Annotated in this window: 14 protein-coding genes; 8 read left to right on the forward strand and 6 right to left on the reverse strand. The window is 65.9% G+C overall.

What is annotated here, in order from left to right; genetic code table 11:
- Positions 1-360: 360 nt before the first annotated feature.
- The 7 genes from BVH06_RS19520 to trpE all read left to right on the forward strand — a co-directional run bounded on the left by BVH06_RS19520 (position 361) and on the right by trpE (position 9,643).
- Positions 361-1,728 (forward strand): sigma-54-dependent Fis family transcriptional regulator, encoded by a 1,368-nt coding sequence (locus BVH06_RS19520; protein WP_075935194.1) that lies wholly within the window; start codon positions 361-363, stop codon positions 1,726-1,728.
- 177 nt (positions 1,729-1,905) lie between these two features.
- Positions 1,906-3,054, forward strand: coding sequence for an iron-containing alcohol dehydrogenase (locus BVH06_RS19525; RefSeq protein WP_075932608.1), 1,149 nt, complete (start codon positions 1,906-1,908; stop codon positions 3,052-3,054).
- 86 nt (positions 3,055-3,140) lie between these two features.
- Entirely contained in the window at positions 3,141-4,514 is a 1,374-nt protein-coding gene (locus BVH06_RS19530; RefSeq protein WP_075935195.1) for a hypothetical protein, read from the forward strand.
- Positions 4,515-4,573: 59 nt separating this feature from the next.
- Positions 4,574-6,025, forward strand: a complete 1,452-nt coding sequence (gene gabD, locus BVH06_RS19535; RefSeq protein WP_075935196.1) for an NADP-dependent succinate-semialdehyde dehydrogenase — start codon at positions 4,574-4,576, stop codon at positions 6,023-6,025.
- Positions 6,026-6,323: 298 nt separating this feature from the next.
- Positions 6,324-6,998 carry a ribulose-phosphate 3-epimerase gene (rpe, locus tag BVH06_RS19540; RefSeq protein WP_075935197.1) on the forward strand — a complete coding sequence of 225 codons (675 nt, stop codon included), beginning with the start codon at positions 6,324-6,326 and terminating at the stop codon, positions 6,996-6,998.
- The gene (locus tag BVH06_RS19545) at positions 6,995-7,675 is read left to right on the forward strand and encodes a phosphoglycolate phosphatase (RefSeq protein WP_075935198.1); all 681 of its coding nucleotides are present in this window, start codon (positions 6,995-6,997) and stop codon (positions 7,673-7,675) included. The genes rpe and BVH06_RS19545 overlap by 4 nt, the downstream gene beginning before the upstream one ends.
- Positions 7,676-8,164: 489 nt before the next feature.
- Positions 8,165-9,643, forward strand: coding sequence for an anthranilate synthase component I (gene trpE / locus BVH06_RS19550; protein WP_075935199.1), 1,479 nt, complete (start codon positions 8,165-8,167; stop codon positions 9,641-9,643).
- Positions 9,644-9,968: 325 nt separating this feature from the next.
- Here the strand turns inward: trpE and BVH06_RS19555 are convergent, their stop codons facing one another.
- The 5 genes from BVH06_RS19555 to BVH06_RS19575 are packed head-to-tail and all read right to left on the reverse strand — an operon-like array spanning position 9,969 to position 16,141.
- Complete coding sequence (locus BVH06_RS19555; RefSeq protein ID WP_075935200.1) at positions 9,969-11,702, reverse strand: biotin carboxylase N-terminal domain-containing protein; 1,734 nt, start codon at positions 11,700-11,702, stop codon at positions 9,969-9,971.
- On the reverse strand, positions 11,699-13,312 hold the full coding sequence (locus BVH06_RS19560) for a 5-oxoprolinase/urea amidolyase family protein (protein WP_075935201.1): 1,614 nt from the start codon (positions 13,310-13,312) through the stop codon (positions 11,699-11,701). Before BVH06_RS19560 ends, BVH06_RS19555 begins: the two co-directional genes overlap by 4 nt.
- A 9-nt stretch (positions 13,313-13,321) precedes the next feature.
- Positions 13,322-14,128 carry a putative hydro-lyase gene (locus BVH06_RS19565; RefSeq protein ID WP_075935202.1) on the reverse strand — a complete coding sequence of 269 codons (807 nt, stop codon included), beginning with the start codon at positions 14,126-14,128 and terminating at the stop codon, positions 13,322-13,324.
- Positions 14,125-14,895, reverse strand: coding sequence for a LamB/YcsF family protein (locus tag BVH06_RS19570; protein ID WP_075935203.1), 771 nt, complete (start codon positions 14,893-14,895; stop codon positions 14,125-14,127). The genes BVH06_RS19565 and BVH06_RS19570 overlap by 4 nt, the downstream gene beginning before the upstream one ends.
- A 16-nt stretch (positions 14,896-14,911) precedes the next feature.
- Positions 14,912-16,141: an NRAMP family divalent metal transporter gene (locus BVH06_RS19575; protein WP_075935204.1), complete on the reverse strand. Its 1,230-nt coding sequence runs from the start codon at positions 16,139-16,141 to the stop codon at positions 14,912-14,914.
- Positions 16,142-16,423: 282 nt separating this feature from the next.
- On the opposite strand from BVH06_RS19575, the gene BVH06_RS19580 reads away from it, so the two are divergent.
- Complete coding sequence (locus BVH06_RS19580; protein WP_075932208.1) at positions 16,424-17,086, forward strand: GntR family transcriptional regulator; 663 nt, start codon at positions 16,424-16,426, stop codon at positions 17,084-17,086.
- On the opposite strand, the gene BVH06_RS19585 is transcribed toward BVH06_RS19580, so the two are convergent.
- Positions 17,065-17,406: a pyocin activator PrtN family protein gene (locus tag BVH06_RS19585; protein WP_075935205.1), complete on the reverse strand. Its 342-nt coding sequence runs from the start codon at positions 17,404-17,406 to the stop codon at positions 17,065-17,067. The two genes, BVH06_RS19580 and BVH06_RS19585, sit on opposite strands and share 22 nt — an antisense overlap.
- Positions 17,407-17,426: the final 20 nt, after the last annotated feature.

The following is a 17,426-nucleotide window of genomic DNA, read 5'->3' on the forward strand; positions in this document are numbered from 1 at the left end:
TAGCCCGGATGGTGGGGTGCCCTTCTCTTTGGTTACTTTCTCTTGGGCAAGCAAGAGCTACGAAGCGCAGCGAAGTAACAGCCGTAGGCTGGCCCGAAGGGTGAGCGCAGCGAATCAAGTGACTCGCCCGTAAGGGGCGAAACCCATCCGGTCAGGCGGCGTGCTAATGGAGAATGCCAAGTAATCGCAGCGAACGCTTTATTGCCAGTCCGGTATCAAGCGTATCTCCGCGCGAAAATGCGAAATATCTTTTTTAGGCTGTCATTGCCGGCAGTGACCCGACTTGCTGCGCGCCCTTTGTTATGACTATTGCGTCTGCGAGTACACTGCCAGGCCTTCTGCCCGCTCCTGGAAAGCCCGATGGATTTCGACGACCCCAGTTTTCGCGAATTGCTCGATGCGCTGCACGACGGTGTCTACATCACCGACGCCGACGGCATCACCCTCAAGGTCAACGGCGCCTACGAACGGCTGACTGGCCTGCGCAGCGAGGATGTGGTCGGCCAGCACATGCAGGCGCTGGTGGAGAGGGGCGTAATCTCTCAGTCGGTGTCGCTGCGAGTGCTCAAGGAGGGCAGGGCGCTGTCGCTGATGCAGAGCGTCAGCCAGGGCAAGCGGCTGCTGGTCAGCGGCACGCCGATTCTCGATAGCGCCGGCCGTGTGCGCTACGTGGTCAGCACGGTGCGCGACATGACCGAGCTGCTGCGCATCAAGCACGAGCGTGACGAGTTGCAGCAGCTCAAGCAGCTACGCAGCAGCACCGCGAAGCTGCACGCCGGCCAGCGTGACGACCTGCTCGACGCCTCGCCGGTGGCCAGCCTGCCGGCTTCGGGGCGCCTGTTCGCCCAGGCCCGGCAGGTGGCCGCCAGCGACGTGAAGGTGCTGTTGCAGGGCGAAACCGGCGTCGGCAAGACATTGATCGCTCAGTACATCCACAAGCGTAGCCCGCGCGCGGCCCAGCCGTTCCTGGCGCTCAACTGCGGCGCGCTGCCGGAGAACCTGATCGAGGCCGAGCTGTTCGGCTACGTGGCGGGTGCCTTTACCGGCGCTGGCAGCAAGGGCAAGCGCGGCCTGCTGGAGCTGGCCCACCACGGCACGGTGTTTCTCGACGAGATCGGCGACCTGCCGCTGGCCCTGCAGGTCAAGCTGCTCAAGGTGATCGAGGAGAGCCGCTTCATTCCCGTGGGCAGCCTGGAACTCAAGGAAGTGGACGTGCGCATCATCACCGCCACTCACCATGACCTGCGCCAGATGGTCGCCGAAGGGCGCTTTCGCGCAGACCTCTACTACCGCCTCAACGTGGTACCGATCCATATCCCTGCGCTGCGCGAGCGGTCGGAGGAAATCCAGCCGCTGCTCGATTTCTACCTGGCCGAATTCAACGCTCGCTACGGGCGTGAGCTGACCTGGGGGCTGGAAGCGCTGGATGCGCTTACCGACTACGCCTGGCCCGGTAATATCCGCGAGCTGATCAACCTGGTCGAGCGCCTGGTGGTCACCTGTGGCGGCGAGGCCGTGGAGCTGTTCGACCTGCCCGAGGAGATGCGCCTGTCTGCGGTGGATGCGGGCAATGAAAGCCTGCCGCTGCGCAAGCAGGTGGAGCAGCTCGAGCGGCGGCTGATCCGCAAGGCGCTGGTGCAGCACAAGACCACCCGCGAGGCAGCCAAGGCGCTCGGCCTGAGCCAGGCGACGCTGGTACAGAAGATGAAGCGCTGGGAACAAGGCTGATTGGGAAATGGATCAAATGGCAGGCCCTTGATCCATTTCCTGATCGCACGCCAGTGCCGCTAACCTGTGACAGATCGACGCAACCCGTCTACCACGAGGGTTTCGCCAGACTGGCACAGGAATCGCTATGACAGGCCCGAACCCGTCCCGCAAGACAACGCATAAAAGGGCCTGATGATGACTACCTCCGCCTTCAAGATCGCCAACAAGTTGCTCACCGGCCAGGGCGCCGTCGAGCAGCTGGCCAGCGAACTGCCCCGCCTGAATGTCACCAACCCGCTGATCGTCACCGACGCCATCCTGATCAAGTCGGGCACCGTGGACCACGTGCTCGAGCAGCTCGGCGAGCGCGCCTACGGCATCTTCGACGGCGTGGAGCCGGAGCCGGAGATCGCCATTGTCGAAGCCTGCGCCAAGGTTTACCGCGACGGCGGCCACGATGGCCTGATCGGCGTCGGCGGTGGCAGCGCCATCGACATCGCCAAGGCGGTGGCCGGTTACGTTGGTCATGACGGCGCGCTGGAAGAGCTGTTCGGCGTCGATCAGGTCAAACGCAAGGGCCCGCCGCTGATCGCCATCCCGACCACCGCCGGCACCGGCTCGGAAGTGACCAACGTGTCGATCCTGTCGGACAAGAAGGCGCAATTGAAGAAGGGCATCGTCAGCGACCACCTGCTGCCTGACGTAGCCCTGGTCAGCCCGGTGATGACCCTGACGTGCCCGCGCAGCGTGACCGCCGCAAGCGGCGTCGATGCCCTGGTGCACGCGGTGGAGTCCTACCTGTCGGTGCATGCCTCGCCGATCACCGACGCCCTGGCTATCGGCGCCATCAGGCTGATCGCCAAGGCCCTGCCCAAGGCCTACGCCAACCCGGCCGACCTCAAGGCACGCGAAGACATGGCGACCGCCAGCCTGATGGCCGGCATGGCCTTCGGTAACGCCGGTGTCGGCGCCGTGCACGCGCTCGCTTACCCGCTAGGCGGGCGCTTCAACATCGCCCATGGGGTCAGCAACGCCTTGCTGCTGCCCTACGTGATGGCCTGGAACAAGCTGGCTTGCGTCGAACGCATGGCCGAGATCGCCGCCGCCCTGGGCGTGCAGACCCATGGTCTGAGTGACAAGGCCGCCGCCGACCTGGCCGTCGAGGCCATGGCCGAGCTGTGCGCCAGTGTCGACATTCCCAAGGGCATGCGCAGTTTCAACGTGCCCGAGGACGCCATTCCGGCCATGGCCGAGGAGGCCAGCAAGATCGACCGCCTGATGCGCAACAACCCGCGGCGCCTGACCGCCGGCGACATCGAGCAGATCTACCGCGCCGCTTACTGAATCACCTGCTGCACCTGATGAAAGCGCCCCGATTCCGTCGGGGCGTGCTGGTTTACGACCGATACTAATAACACTGGTAATCCACGATGTCCGAACTGCATCAACAAGCCCCGGAAGCGCCTTACACGCCCCTTGGGCCATTCAAGCTGCGCCTGCCCTTCATCCACTACCGCTTCGAACTTTCCGACTACATGCAGGGCCTGCTCATGTGTGCGGTGGACCTGGCGGCGATTCCGCTGATGACCGAGTTCCTCGGCATGCCCTTCGAGGTGGCGCTGGCGGTGGTCATGCTCAACGGCCTGCTGTACCTGGTGCACCACCTGCTCGGCGACCCGGTGGTGCCGGGCTGGATCACCCCGGCCATCCCCATGCTCATGGCCTATTGCGCCCAGTTCCCGGAGGGCCCTGAGCGGGTGCATGCGCTGATTGCCTTCCAGCTGATGCTGGGGGTATTTTCCATCGGCCTGGGCATGACCGGCATGGCGCGCAAGGTGGTGTCGCTGGTGCCTTCGGCGCTCAAGGCGGGGATCATCATGGGCGCCGGTCTCAGTGCGGTGGTCACCGTGTTCAAGGAAGGTGGGCGCTTCGACGCCTTTCCCTGGACCATTTCCATCGCTATCGGCGTGGCCTTCTATCTGGTGTTCTCCCTGCATTTCCAGGAACTGAAGAAGCGCAGCCGCTTCTGGTGGAATTTCGCCAAGCTGGGCATTTTCCCGATCATCCTCCTGGCGGTGATCGTCGCGCCGATCTTTGGCGAAGCGCCGTGGCCGAGCATCGAGTGGGGCATCAGCAAGCCGGACTTCGTCACCCTGTGGCACGAGTACACCGTGTTCGGCCTCGGCATGCCGCCCTTGATGATGTTCCTCACCGCGCTGCCCACGGTACTGGCCGCCTACCTGGTGGTATTCGGCGATGTGCTCAGCAACAAGGCGATCCTCGAGGAAGGCGGCAAGGTGCGCACCGACGAGAAGATCGACTTCAACCCCAACCGCTCGCACCTGATCTTTGGCGGGCGCAATGCCTTCATGAGCGTGTTCGGCCCGGACGTGGCCATGTGCGGGCCGCAGTGGGCGGCCATGCAGGTGGTGATCACCGAGCGCTTCAAGGGCGGCCCCAAGGCGATGAAGTCCATCTACGGCGGCGTCGGTTCGTTCCGCTGGGGCACCAACACTGGCCTGCTGCTATTGCCGGTGGTCACCCTGGTGCAACCGATCCTCGGCGTGGCGCTGGCGCTGACCCTGCTGATCCAGGGCTACGTCAGCGTGCGCCTGGGCATCATGGAAGCGCGCAGCCAGCGTGACCTGGGTATCGCCGGGGTGATCGGCGCGGTATTGGCGATCAAAGGTGCCGCCTGGGCGTTCGCCATCGGCCTGGGCCTGTGCGTGCTGATCTACGGCACCCGCTTCTTCCGTGGTGAGAACGACCAGACCTTCAGCAAGGACCTGCCGCCGGCAGAGTGACCGCTTTCAACCCCATCAGTACCGCCGGGGCGCCAACGCCCCGGCTGGAGGAGTGACCTATGCAACTCAACGATCCCGACCTGCTGCGTCACCAGGCCTATATCGACGGCAAGTGGTGCGATGCAGCCGATGGCCGTGCCACGGAAATCTTCAATCCGGCCAACGGCCAATCCCTGGGCCGGGTGCCCAACCTGGGCGCCGACGAAACTCGCCGCGCCATCGCGGCCGCCCAGGCGGCGCAGCCGGCCTGGCGCGCGCTGACCGCCAAGGAGCGCGCCGCGCGCCTGCGCACCTGGTACGAGCTGATGCTCGCCAACCAGGACGACCTGGCGCAGATCATGACCGCCGAGCAGGGCAAGCCCCTGGCCGAAGCGCGGGGCGAAGTGCTCTACGCGGCTTCGTTCATCGAATGGTTCGCCGAGGAAGGCAAGCGTGTCTATGGCGACACCATCCCGGGCCATCAGGCCGACAAGCGGCTGATCGTCACCAAGGAGCCGATCGGCGTGGCCGCGGCGATCACCCCGTGGAATTTTCCGGCGGCGATGATCACTCGCAAGGCCGGCCCAGCCCTCGCCGCCGGCTGTGCCATGGTCCTGAAGCCAGCGCCGCAGACGCCGTTCAGCGCCCTGGCTCTGGCCGTACTGGCCGAACGCGCCGGCATTCCGGCCGGCCTGTTCAGTGTGCTGCCGGCCGATGCCGAGCGCTCCCGGGAAGTGGGCGGTGAGCTGTGCGCCAACCCCATCGTGCGCAAGCTGTCGTTCACCGGCTCCACCGGTGTCGGCATCAAACTGATGGAGCAGTGCGCGCCGACCCTGAAAAAACTGTCCCTGGAACTGGGCGGCAACGCGCCGTTCATCGTCTTCGACGATGCCGATCTGGACGCCGCAGTAGAGGGCGCCATGGTCGCCAAGTACCGCAACGCCGGTCAGACCTGCGTGTGCGCCAACCGCCTCTACGTGCAGGACGGCGTGTACGACGCCTTCGCCGAGAAGCTCGCGGCGGCGGTGGCAAAGCTCAAGGTCGGGTCGGGCACCGAGGCCGGCGTGACTACCGGCCCGCTGATCGACGCCAACGCCGTGGCCAAGGTGCAGAGCCATCTTGCCGATGCGCTGGAGAAGGGCGCCAGGGTGCTGCAGGGCGGTCAGGCACTGGGCGGCAATTTCTTCGCACCCACCGTGCTGGCCGACGTGACCAGCGCCATGCGCGTGGCCCGCGAGGAAACCTTCGGCCCGCTGGCGCCGCTGTTCCGCTTCAGCGACGAAGCCGAAGTGGTGCGCCAAGCCAACGATACCGAGTTCGGCCTCGCCGGCTACTTCTACACCCGCGACCTGGCCCGCACCTTCCGGGTGGCCGAGGCACTGGAGTACGGCATGGTCGGCATCAACACCGGGCTGATCTCCAACGAAGTGGCGCCGTTCGGCGGCATGAAAGCCTCCGGCCTGGGCCGCGAGGGCTCCACGTACGGGTTGGACGAGTATCTGGAGATCAAGTACCTCTGCCTGGGTATCTGAGGCACAGGCTGTGGAGTGGGCTTTAACCGCGACTGGCTGGGCGTATGCCGGAAACTCGCCGCTAGGGCGACTTCCACATAGCAGATGTGACAGGTAGCCCGGGCCGAGCGCAGCGACACCCGGGAACGCCCTGGGTATCGCTTCGCTCAACCGCAGGCTACTGGCCGCATGTCCCGGGAGTGGGCCGAGCGTTTATTTCTGGCACCGCAGAGAACGGTACGACCATCGGCCACGCTGGCAGCCATTCGCTCAGCGAGTACAATGCGCGCCACCGTGACCCAGCACTCAGAGGTGCGCCATGCAACCCTTCGCCATCGCCCCGTCGATCCTTTCCGCCGACTTCGCCCGCCTGGGTGAAGAAGTGGACAACGTACTCGCCGCCGGGGCGGACATCGTGCATTTCGATGTCATGGACAACCATTACGTGCCCAACCTGACCATCGGCCCGATGGTCTGCTCGGCGCTGCGCAAGTACGGCATCACCGCGCCCATCGACGCGCACCTGATGGTCAAGCCGGTGGATCGCATCATCGGCGACTTCATCGAAGCTGGCGCCTCGTACATCACCTTCCACCCGGAGGCCAGCGAGCACGTCGACCGCTCCCTGCAGTTGATCAAGAGCGGCGGCGCCAAGGCCGGCCTGGTGTTCAACCCGGCCACCCCGCTGGACGTGCTCAAGTACGTGATGGACAAGGTCGACATGATCCTGCTGATGAGCGTCAACCCCGGTTTCGGCGGGCAGAAGTTCATCCCCGGTACCCTCGACAAGCTGCGTGAAGCCCGCGCGCTGATCGACGCCAGCGGTCGCGAGATCCGCCTGGAAATCGACGGCGGCGTGAACGTGCAGAACATCCGCGAGATCGCCGAAGCGGGCGCCGATACCTTCGTCGCCGGCTCGGCGATCTTCAACCAGCCGGACTACAAGGCGGTGATCGACGCCATGCGCGCCGAATTGGCCCCGGTGCGTGGATGAAACCGCTGCGCGCGCTGTGCGCCGGTGAGTTGCCGCGCCTGGTGATGTTCGACCTGGACGGCACCCTGGTCGACTCGGTGCCGGATCTGGCCACCGCCGTCGACCGCATGCTGGTCGAGCTGGGCCGTGAGCCTGCCGGTGTCGAACGCGTGCGCCAGTGGGTCGGCAATGGCGCTCGCGTGCTGGTGCGCCGCGCCCTGGCCGGAGGTCTGGATCATTCGACGGTGGGCGAGGCTGAAAGCGAAGAAGCGCTGGCGCGCTTTCTCGACATCTATGCCGACTGCCACGAACTGATCACCCTGTATCCGGGCGTGCACGAACTGCTCGAAGCCCTGAGCACCGCCGCCGTCGAACTGGCGGTGGTCACCAACAAGCCGGAGCGTTTCGTCGCGCCGCTGCTGGAGCAGGTTGGCCTGGGCGGTTATTTCCGCTGGATCATCGGCGGCGATACCCTGCCGCAGCAGAAGCCCGACCCGGCTGCCTTGCTGCAGGTGATGCGCCTGGCGGGCGTCAGCCGGTCGCAATCGCTGTTCGTTGGTGATTCGCGCAGCGACGTGCTTGCCGCCCGTGCGGCCGGCGTGCCTTGCGTGGCGGTCAGTTACGGCTACAACCATGGCCGCCCGGTAGCCGAGGAAGAGCCGCAGCTGGTGGTCGATAGCCTGGCTGAGCTGCTGTAGAGCGGATCGCGATCTTCGATCCACCGAGGCGTAAGGCGTCGTTCACCACGGCGGGCTAGAGACTCTTCTATTGTGGGGGCGGGCCATGCCCGCGATTCGCGCGCATGGCGCGCTCCCACAGGTCGTGCAGGCAGACCGGGGTGCCGGCTGCCAGGAACGAGGCGAATAGTGCACCAGGCCATGCCGATCCTGACGCTGGCAACGGCGAACTGCTTAGCTGGGACACCCGCTTTGGCGACGGCGCTGTAGGGCCGAAGACGGTATCTACAACCGAAGCACTCACGGCAATCGGTTGCTTGCGTCGAGCGGCTGCGCTACCTTGGCCGCTCGTTGTTTCCCCTCTTCGAGATGCTCCCGTGGTGGTCACCTGCAAACTCTGGATGAAAGTCATCAAGGCTCTGGCCCGTTGGCGCTGGCGCGCCTGACATTCACAGCCGCTGCGCGCGGCCCGTTTGCACCCGACCGATTTCTCATGCCACGAGGCTGATCATGATCCACGAAGAATTCCTGCGTTTGGCCGCCGAAGGCTACAACCGCATTCCGCTCGCCTGCGAAACCATCGCCGACTTCGACACCCCGCTGTCGATCTACCTGAAGCTCGCCGACGCGCCCAATTCCTATCTGCTCGAATCGGTGCAGGGCGGTGAGAAATGGGGGCGTTACTCGATCATCGGCCTGCCAGCGCGCACCGTGCTGCGCGTGCACGGCCACGAAGTGGTGATCACCACCGACGGCGTCGAAGTCGAGCGCCTCGAATGTGCCGACCCGCTGGCCTTCGTCGAGGATTTCAAGGCTCGATACCGGGTGCCGACCATCGCCGGCTTGCCGCGCTTCAATGGCGGCCTGGTCGGTTACTTCGCCTACGACAGCGTGCGTTACGTCGAGCCCAAGCTGGCTGCCGGGGTGAACTCCGACGCGCTGGGCACGCCGGACATCCTGCTCAACGTCTCCGATGCCGTGGTGGTGTTCGACAACCTGGCCGGCAAGATGCACGCCATCGTGCTGGCCGACCCGACGGAGACCGATGCCTTCGCCCGTGGTCAGCAGCAACTGCAGGACATCCTGCACAAGCTGCGTCAGCCGTTCACGCCGCGCCTGGGCGTTGACCTGAACAAGCCTGCGGGCGCCGAGCCGGCGTTCCGTTCCAGCTTCAGCCGCGAGGATTACGAGCGCTCGGTGGATGCCATCAAGGATTACATCCTGGCCGGCGATTGCATGCAGGTGGTGATTTCCCAGCGCATGTCGATCCCTTTCAAGGCCGCGCCGATCGATCTGTACCGCGCGCTGCGCTGCATCAACCCGACGCCGTACATGTACTTCTTCAACTTCGGCGATTTCCATGTCGTTGGCTCGTCGCCCGAAGTGCTGGTGCGCGTCGAGGACAACCTGGTCACCGTGCGGCCCATCGCCGGCACCCGCCCGCGCGGCGCCACCGAGGAGCAGGACCTGGCGCTGGAAAAGGATCTGCTGGCCGACGCCAAGGAAGTCGCCGAGCACCTGATGCTTATCGATCTGGGCCGTAACGACACTGGCCGGGTCTCGGAAATCGGTTCGGTGAAGCTGACCGAGAAGATGGTCATCGAGCGCTATTCCAACGTCATGCACATCGTTTCCAACGTCACCGGCGAGCTGAAACAGGGCCTGACCTCGATGGACGCTCTGCGCGCCATCCTGCCGGCCGGCACGCTGTCGGGGGCACCGAAGATCCGCGCCATGGAAATCATCGACGAGCTGGAGCCGGTCAAACGCGGCGTCTACGGCGGCGCGGTCGGCTACTACGCCTGGAACGGCAACATGGACACCGCCATCGCCATCCGCACCGCGGTGATCAAGGACGGTGAGCTTCACGTACAGGCCGGCGCCGGTATCGTCGCCGACTCGGTGCCTGCGCTGGAATGGGAAGAAACCCTCAACAAGCGCCGCGCCATGTTCAAGGCCGTGGCCCTGGCGGAGCAGGGCTCGCTCTGATCCGAGCGAATAACAAGAAGGGCAGCCTAGGCTGCCCTTCTTGTTTTCGACTTCCTCAGTATCGCTGCGCTCAACGTCAGGCTACTTCGGCCGCGGTAGTTGTAGGGTGGACGACGCGTTATCCGTCCACCACCAGTTCGGCAATATGGTGGATGAAAAGAGCGTCGGCTAGGCCCCCCGATCCACCCTATGGCTGCTCTTTCTTTGAGCACCAAACGCGAGTTGCCTCCATCCTGTGGGAGCGCGTCATGCGCGCGAAATCACGGGCATGGCCCGTTCCCACGGGGGTAGCCTGGGTGGAGGGTAGCGATACCCGGGGCCGATCTCAGCCTTCCAGCTTGGCCAAGGCCGCCCCGGCGTCTAGATAAGCGCCGGCCTGTTCACGGATGCGCAGCGTGCCGTCCCCCGGCGCGGTGACCTGGGTTTCCATCTTCATGGCTTCCATCACCGCGATCACCTCACCGGCTTTGACCTGGGCGCCGTCCTCGACCAGCCAGGCGTGCAGGTTGCCGGAGATCGGTGCGCTGACCAGGCCTTCTTCGGCGTCCGGCGCAGCGGCTTGAGGCGTGGGCTGAGTGTTACCGCCCAATGGCGCCAGGCCTTGCAGCAGGGCGCTCGGCAGGCCCAGTTCGTGGCGCTTGCCGTCGATCTCGATGAAGGTGCGCAGCACCGCATCGCCGGCCACCGGCAAGGTGCGCGGTGCCAGGGTGATCTGCTCGGCGAAGTCGGTTTCGATCCAGCGGGTGTGCACGGCAAAATGCTCAGGGCCGGTAAAGTCGGCGTGGTCCATCACCGCGCGATGGAAGGGCAGCACCGAGGCGATGCCATCGATCTGAAACTCGGCCAGGGCGCGGCGCGCGCGGGCGATGGCCTGCTCGCGGGTGGCGCCGGTGACGATCAGCTTGGCCATCATCGAGTCGAATGTGCCTGGCACGCTGGAGCCGCTTTCCACGCCGCTGTCCAGGCGCACGCCCGGACCGCTCGGGGCGCGGAATTCGCTGATCTTGCCGGGAGTGGGCAGGAAGCCCTTGCCGGCATCCTCGGCGTTGATACGGAATTCGAAGCTGTGGCCGCGCGGCGTCGGTGTTTCAGTGAACGACAGCGGCAGGCCGTCGGCAACGCGCAGCTGTTCGATCACCAGATCGACGCCCGCGGTTTCCTCGGTCACCGGGTGCTCGACCTGCAGGCGGGTGTTCACTTCCAGGAACGACAGGGTGCCATCGGCGCTGAGCAGGTACTCCACGGTGCCGGCGCCGACATAGCCGGCCTTCGCGCAGATGGCGTGGGCGGACTGGTGAATGCGCTGGCGCTGCTCATCGGTGATGAACGGTGCTGGCGCTTCCTCCACCAGCTTCTGGTTGCGGCGTTGCAGCGAGCAATCGCGGGTGCCGACCACCACCACGTTGCCGTGGCTATCGGCGATCACCTGGGCTTCGATGTGCCGTGGGCGGTCGAGGAACTGCTCGACGAAGCATTCGCCGCGGCCGAAGGCGGCTTCGGCTTCACGTACCGCCGAGGCATACAGCTCGGCGACTTCGTCCATGCGCCAGGCGACCTTCATGCCGCGCCCGCCGCCGCCGAACGCGGCCTTGATGGCGATCGGCAGGCCGTGCTGCTCGGCGAAGGCCAGCACTTCGGCGGCGCTCTGCACCGGGCCCGGCGTGCCGGCCACCAGGGGGGCGCCGACCTGTTGGGCGAGTTTGCGAGCCTCGACCTTGTCGCCGAGCACGTCGATGGTTTCCGGGTTCGGGCCGATCCAGATCAGCCCAGCGCCTTGCACGGCGCGGGCAAAGTCGGCGCGTTCGGAGAGAAAACCATAGCCGGGGTGCACGGCATCGGCGCCGGCGCGCTTGGCGATGGCCAGCAGCTTGTCGATGTTCAGGTAGGTGTCGGCCGGGCGCTCGCCGTCCAGCCCGTAGGCTTCGTCGGCGTGGCGCACATGCAGGGCGTCGATATCGGCATTGGCGTAAACGGCCACGGAGGTTACACCGTGGTCGCGGCAGGCGCGGGCGATGCGCACGGCGATTTCACCACGGTTGGCGATCAGGACTTTTTTCATGGCTGGTTCTTCGCATCGGCAGTAGGAAAGGAGGCGTCGGGCTCGAGCTCGACGAACGCCTCGATCGGGTTGAAGCGGATCTGCGCGTTGATGGGGATTTGCCCGGCCAGATCCAAGTGGTGGCTGGCCACGGCGGCGATCACCGGATAGCCGCCGGTCAGCGGATGGTCGGCGAGGAACAGCACCGGCTGGCCGCTGGCGGGCACCTGGATGGCGCCCAGTGAGGTGCCTTCGCTGGGCAGCTCGTCATGGTTGCAGCGTTCCAGCGGCACCTCGCCCTCGAGGCGAATGCCGACCCGGTTCGATTGCGGGGTGACGCGCCACAGCTGGCTGCTCAGGCGTTCGATGGCTGCCGGAGTGAACCAGTCGCTGCGCGGGCCCATGACCACATCCAGAGTGATGATGTCCAAGGCGGTGGGCAGAGGGAAGGCCGGGGCTTCGCTCGTCGACACACTGCTACCGACGCTGGTTGCTTCGAAACCCAATCGGTCCCCAGCTTTGAGCGGCGGCGGGCCGACCTGGGCCAAGCTGTCGTAGGACAAACTGCCCAGCACTGGCGCGACCTGAAAGCCGCCGCGAATCGCCAGGTAGCTGCGCAGCCCGGCCTGGGGCGCGCGGAGGCTGACGCGGTCGCCGTCATCCAGTTCGATGGGCTGGTAATTGCCCGGCTGCCACTGCAGGCCGCTGGCGGTGGTGACGGTGACGGGCGTCTGCGCACCGCTGACGGCGACGAGCGTGCGGCCGTGGCAAACGAAGCTCAGGCCGCCGAGCACCACTTCCAGGCAGGCACAGGCCGAGTCGTTGCCCACTGCGCGGTTGGCGGCACGCAGGGCACCGCGATCCAGCGCGCCGGACATCGACACGCCCTGGTCGGTATGGCCGGCGCGACCGAGGTCCTGCAGCACCGTTTGCAGGCCGGGGCTGAGGATTTCCAGGTGGGCACCGGCAGGCGGCTCGCTGGCCGTCGCTCGTTCATGGTCTGGCAGGCCACCGGCCGGCAGTGGGCCGGCATCCTGGAAGCGCACCTTGTAGCCGGGGCGCAGCAGGGCCGGCTCGTCGCGGCTCAGGTCCCACATCTGCAAGGGCGTCACGCCGATGATCTGCCAGCCACCGGGGCTGGCCTTGGGGTAGATGCCGCTGAAGTTGCCGGCCAGGGCCACGGCGCCGGCTGGAATGCGCGTGCGTGGAGTCTGCCGGCGCGGCACCTGGAAGTCGGCGCCGCCGGTCAGGTAGCCGAAGCCAGGCGCGAAGCCGCAGAAGGCTACTTCGTAATCGGCGCCGGTGTGGCGGCGCACCACTTCTTCACGGCTGATGCCGAGCAGCCCGGCGACCTCATCGAGGTCTTCGCCGTCGTAGTGCACGGGAATTTCCACGCGACGGCTCTCGCGGGCGCTGCGCCGGCTCAGGTCGCGGCGGGCCAGATCATCGATCAACGCCTGGCGATCGACGGCGCTGGGCCGGTACTGGATCAGCAGCGTTCGCGCCGCTGGGACGATCTCTTCGACCCCGGCGATGGGTTCGGCCTGCAGCGCGTCGAACAGTGCCAGTGTTTCGTCGAGATCGGCCAGTTCGACGAGCAGCGTATCGAGGTTGGCTGGGAGAAAACGCACGGGCTTGTCCTATACGTGGTACGTGCTGTCAGGCACGTCGGTGATGAACATATGACCCGGCGAATGGGTGATCGCGAAGGGCACGCCGGAGGCCATGACCGCCGCCTGGGGCGTCACGCCGCAGGCCCAGAACACCGGCACTTCGCCGGGCTCGATGCGTACCGCGTCGCCGAAATCCGGCGCCTGCAGGTCTTCGATGCCCAGGCGTAGCGGCTCGCCGATATGCACCGGGGCGCCGTGCACCGAGGGGTAGCGCCCGGAAATCCCGGCCGCCTCGGCGACGCGATCCGCCGGGATCGGGCGCATCGACACCACCATCTCGCCATGCAGGCGGCCCGCCGGGCGGCAGGCGCGGTTAGTGCGGTACATCGGTACGTTGCAGCCGTCGGCAATGTGCCGCACCTCGATGCCGGCCTCCTGCAGGCCAGTCTCGAAGGTGAAGCTGCAGCCGATCAGGAAGGTCACCATGTCGGTGTGTTCCGCCCAGGCGGCGGTGGCGTCGCTGACTTCCTCGGCCAGCTTGCCATCACGCCAGATGCGGTAAAGCGGCAAGTCGGTGCGCAAGTCGGCGCCTTCGGCCAGTACCGTGTACGGGCTGCCGGCGTCACTCACGTCGAGCACCGGGCAGGCTTTGGGGTTGCGCTGGGCGTAGAGCAGAAAGTCATAGGCCCAGTCGCGGGGCAGGGCGATCAGGTTGGCCTGGGTCATGCCCGGCGCGATACCGGCCGTAGGCGCGACGCGGCCGTTGCGATACTCGGCGCGGGCCTGGCGGGCGGCGGCAATGGCGGCCTGTTGGGCGCGTTGGATGGCGTTCATCGGGCGGCTCCGGCGAAGGATTGCAGGGATACGCCGGACTGCTCCAGCAACTGGCGCACCTCGCGGGCCATCTGGATGGCGCCGGGGCTGTCGCCGTGCACGCAGATGGAATCGGCTTCGATGCGCGTGACGCTGCCGTCGATGGCTTCGACCTCGCCGGTCTGTACCAGGCGCAGCATGCGTTTGGCCACCTGTTCGGCGTCGTGCAGTACGGCACCTGCCTCGCGGCGCGACACCAGGGTGCCTTGCGGTGTGTAGGCGCGGTCGGCGAAGGCTTCGGCGATGCAGGTCAGGCCTTCGCGGCGGGCCAGCTCGATGAGCGGCGAACCAGCCAGGGCGACCAGCACCAGGCGTGCATCCACGGCGCGAATCGCCGTGATCACCGCCAGGGCCTGGCGCGTGTCGTGGGCGATGGTGTTGTACAGCGCACCATGGGGCTTCACGTAGCGCACCGCGGTGCCGGCGGTGGTGGCCAGGGCTTGCAGTGCACCGATCTGGTAGATCACGTCGGCGGTCAGATCAAAGCTGGCCACGTCCATGTTGCGGCGGCCAAAGCCGACCAGATCCGGGTAGGCGACGTGGGCGCCGATGGTCACGCCCTTGGCCGCAGCGGCCTTGAGGGTACGCAGGATGCCGGCCGGGTCGCCGGCGTGGAAGCCACAGGCGACGTTGGCGCTGCTGACGATGTCGAGCATCGCGGCATCGTCGCCCATGGACCATTGGCCGAAGCTTTCGCCCAGGTCGCTGTTGAGGTCGATGGTTGGCATGTCGGGTCTCCTAGAGTCAGGCGATGAAGGCGAAGATCGGGCCGATGGATTTGGCGGCCATGTACCAGGTCAGCAGGCAGGTCACGGCGCCCAGGGCCAGCAGCCAGCGTGGGTAGTGGTAGCCCTCCATGAGGTCGGCGCGGCGCCAGCCCACGTAGATGAAGATGGTCAGGCCGATCGGCAGGATCAGGCCGTTGAAGCCGCCGGCGAACAGCAGCAGGCCGGCGGGCGGGGTGCCGAGCATCAGGTAAACGCCCAGGGATATGGCGATGAACACCACGGTCGCCAGGTTGCGGCCGCGTTCGGTAATCGACTTGTTGAACACGGTGATGAAAGACATCGAGGTGTAGGCCGCGCCGATCACGCTGGTGATGCCCGCTGCCCAGAGAATCACGCCGAAGGCGCGCAGGCCGAGTTCACCCGCCGCGGCCTGGAACGCCTGGCCGGCAGGGTTGGCGCCCTGGCCGGAGGTGTCGATCACTACGCCGCTGGCGACCACGCCAAGAATCGCCAGGAACAGGATGTAACGCATCACCCCGGTGACCATGATGCCGCTCAACGCCGCCTTGGAGACTTCGTTGATGTTCTCGACGCCGACCGTGCCACGGTCAAGGAGGCGGTGGGCGCCAGCGTAGGTGATGTAGCCGCCGACGGTGCCGCCGACGATGGTGGTGATGGTCGCGAAGTTGATCTCGTCCGGCCACACCGTCTGGCGCAGCGCTTCGCCCAGCGGCGGGTTGGAGGCGAAGGTCACGAACAGTGTGAGGCCGATCATCATCAGGCCCAGGACCACCATGATTCGGTCGACTGCAATGCCGGCGCGGTGCGACATGAAGATGCCAATGGCTACCAGCGCGCTGAGTGCGCCGCCCCATTTGGTTTCCAGCCCCATCAGCGCATTCAGGCCCAGGCCGGAGCCGGCGATGTTGCCGACGTTGAATACCAGCCCGCCGAAGATCACCAGCACCGCCAGCAGATAACCGCTGCCGGGAATTGCCGCGTTGGCGATGTCCGATGCGCGCATGCGTGTCAGGGTGACGATGCGCCAGACGTTCAACTGCACCACGAAGTCGATCAGGATCGACGCCAGGATACCGAACGCGAAAGCCGCGCCCATGGTGGCCGTGAAGGTGGCGGTCTGGGTGATGAAACCAGGGCCGATGGCCGAGGTGGCCATCAGGAAGATCGCCGCGATCAGTGATGAGCGGCGTGAGCGGGCGAAGTCGCCGGTGGTCTGGGCCTGCATGGAACACTCCTGGGACGGGGTAACGGGTGCAGGTGTGTAAGGCAATCAACATGCCATATAGCAATGAAAGTGTTCGATCTGTTGATTCTAGACGCTTTTATTGTTCAACAATCTAATTTGTATTGGTGATCTATTTGCACTGTTTTGTTACTTCGATACCCAGCAGTGTTTCACCATGGTGCGCGCGGTGACAGCCTGGCCACTTGCCTCGAGCGTGCCGCTCGGTGACCATCCCTGCATTGGGCTCTCTGCAGAGCCCGGCCCTGGCCTGGTGGATCGATGATGAACAACGACGTATCTGACAACCCGCGCACGCTCGGCGAGACCGTGACCGCGGAAATTCGCCGCAAGCTGGTCGAGGGCGAACTGGTGCCGGGGCAGCGGCTGTCCGAGGCGGCGCTCAGCGAAAGCCTCGATATCTCACGCAATACCCTGCGCGAAGCCTTTCGCGTGCTGACCCAGGAAGGCCTGCTCAAGCACGAACCCAATCGCGGTGTGTTCGTATCCGTGCCGGACATGGCCTCGATCATCGAAATCTACCGGGCGCGGCGTTTCGTCGAATGCCAGGCGCTGGCCCAGGCCTATCCCAAGCACCCTGGGGTCAAGCGCATGCGCGAGGCGGTCAAGGCGGCGCAGCGCAGCGCCGGGGTGCCCGACTGGGGGGCGGTGGGTACGGCCAACATGGCGTTCCACGCTGCCATCGTCGAGCTGGCCGACAGCCAACGCCTGAATACCTTCTACCGGCACCTGTCCGCTGAGCTGCGCCTGGTATTCGGCTTGCTCAACGACGCCGAATTCCTGCATGCGCCCTACATCGACATGAACGCGGCGATTCTCGAGCACCTCGAAGCCGGCCGCCCGCACGACGCCGCCAAGGCGCTGGACGCCTACCTGGTGCAGTCCGAGCGCACCATCCTGGCCGCTTACGCGCGGCGCGGCTCCTGAGCCCGCTCCAGCGAATAACCGCCCGGGGTTTCGGCGCACAGGCTGCCTTCGCCACTGGCATCGGCGGCTTTGGCGCAGCTGTCGATATAGGCGGCCAGGTGGTGCAGCTCGATGAACTTGGGCGCCTTGGCGCTGCTGTCCAGGGTGGTGATGGGCAGATTCAGGCGGCCGGTGGCGATGGCGCGGATGAAGTTGTCAGCGCTCAGGTGACGGAAATACACCGTGCGCACGCGGTCGATAGGCACCAGCACGTCGCCGTGGGTGCGGAATAGAAGCTCCAGCGTCTGGAGCGGCAGGTGCGGCTCAGGCTGAGTGTTCATGGTCGGGCTCGGTATGGGGT

Source organism: Pseudomonas sp. PA27(2017) (genome assembly GCF_001945445.1).
Lineage (GTDB): Bacteria > Pseudomonadota > Gammaproteobacteria > Pseudomonadales > Pseudomonadaceae > Aquipseudomonas.

Excerpts from the sequence above, each read along its gene's own strand:
- BVH06_RS19520 (WP_075935194.1), top strand. The coding sequence starts at position 361 with ATGGATTTCGACGACCCCAGTTTTCGCGAATTGCTCGATGCGCTGCAC.
- BVH06_RS19525 (WP_075932608.1), top strand. The coding sequence starts at position 1,906 with ATGACTACCTCCGCCTTCAAGATCGCCAACAAGTTGCTCACCGGCCAG.
- BVH06_RS19530 (WP_075935195.1), top strand. The coding sequence starts at position 3,141 with ATGTCCGAACTGCATCAACAAGCCCCGGAAGCGCCTTACACGCCCCTT.
- gabD (WP_075935196.1), top strand. The coding sequence starts at position 4,574 with ATGCAACTCAACGATCCCGACCTGCTGCGTCACCAGGCCTATATCGAC.
- rpe (WP_075935197.1), top strand. The coding sequence starts at position 6,324 with ATGCAACCCTTCGCCATCGCCCCGTCGATCCTTTCCGCCGACTTCGCC.
- BVH06_RS19545 (WP_075935198.1), top strand. The coding sequence starts at position 6,995 with ATGAAACCGCTGCGCGCGCTGTGCGCCGGTGAGTTGCCGCGCCTGGTG.
- trpE (WP_075935199.1), top strand. The coding sequence starts at position 8,165 with ATGATCCACGAAGAATTCCTGCGTTTGGCCGCCGAAGGCTACAACCGC.
- BVH06_RS19555 (WP_075935200.1), bottom strand. The coding sequence starts at position 11,702 with ATGAAAAAAGTCCTGATCGCCAACCGTGGTGAAATCGCCGTGCGCATC.
- BVH06_RS19565 (WP_075935202.1), bottom strand. The coding sequence starts at position 14,128 with ATGAACGCCATCCAACGCGCCCAACAGGCCGCCATTGCCGCCGCCCGC.
- BVH06_RS19570 (WP_075935203.1), bottom strand. The coding sequence starts at position 14,895 with ATGCCAACCATCGACCTCAACAGCGACCTGGGCGAAAGCTTCGGCCAA.
- BVH06_RS19575 (WP_075935204.1), bottom strand. The coding sequence starts at position 16,141 with ATGCAGGCCCAGACCACCGGCGACTTCGCCCGCTCACGCCGCTCATCA.
- BVH06_RS19580 (WP_075932208.1), top strand. The coding sequence starts at position 16,424 with ATGAACAACGACGTATCTGACAACCCGCGCACGCTCGGCGAGACCGTG.
- BVH06_RS19585 (WP_075935205.1), bottom strand. The coding sequence starts at position 17,406 with ATGAACACTCAGCCTGAGCCGCACCTGCCGCTCCAGACGCTGGAGCTT.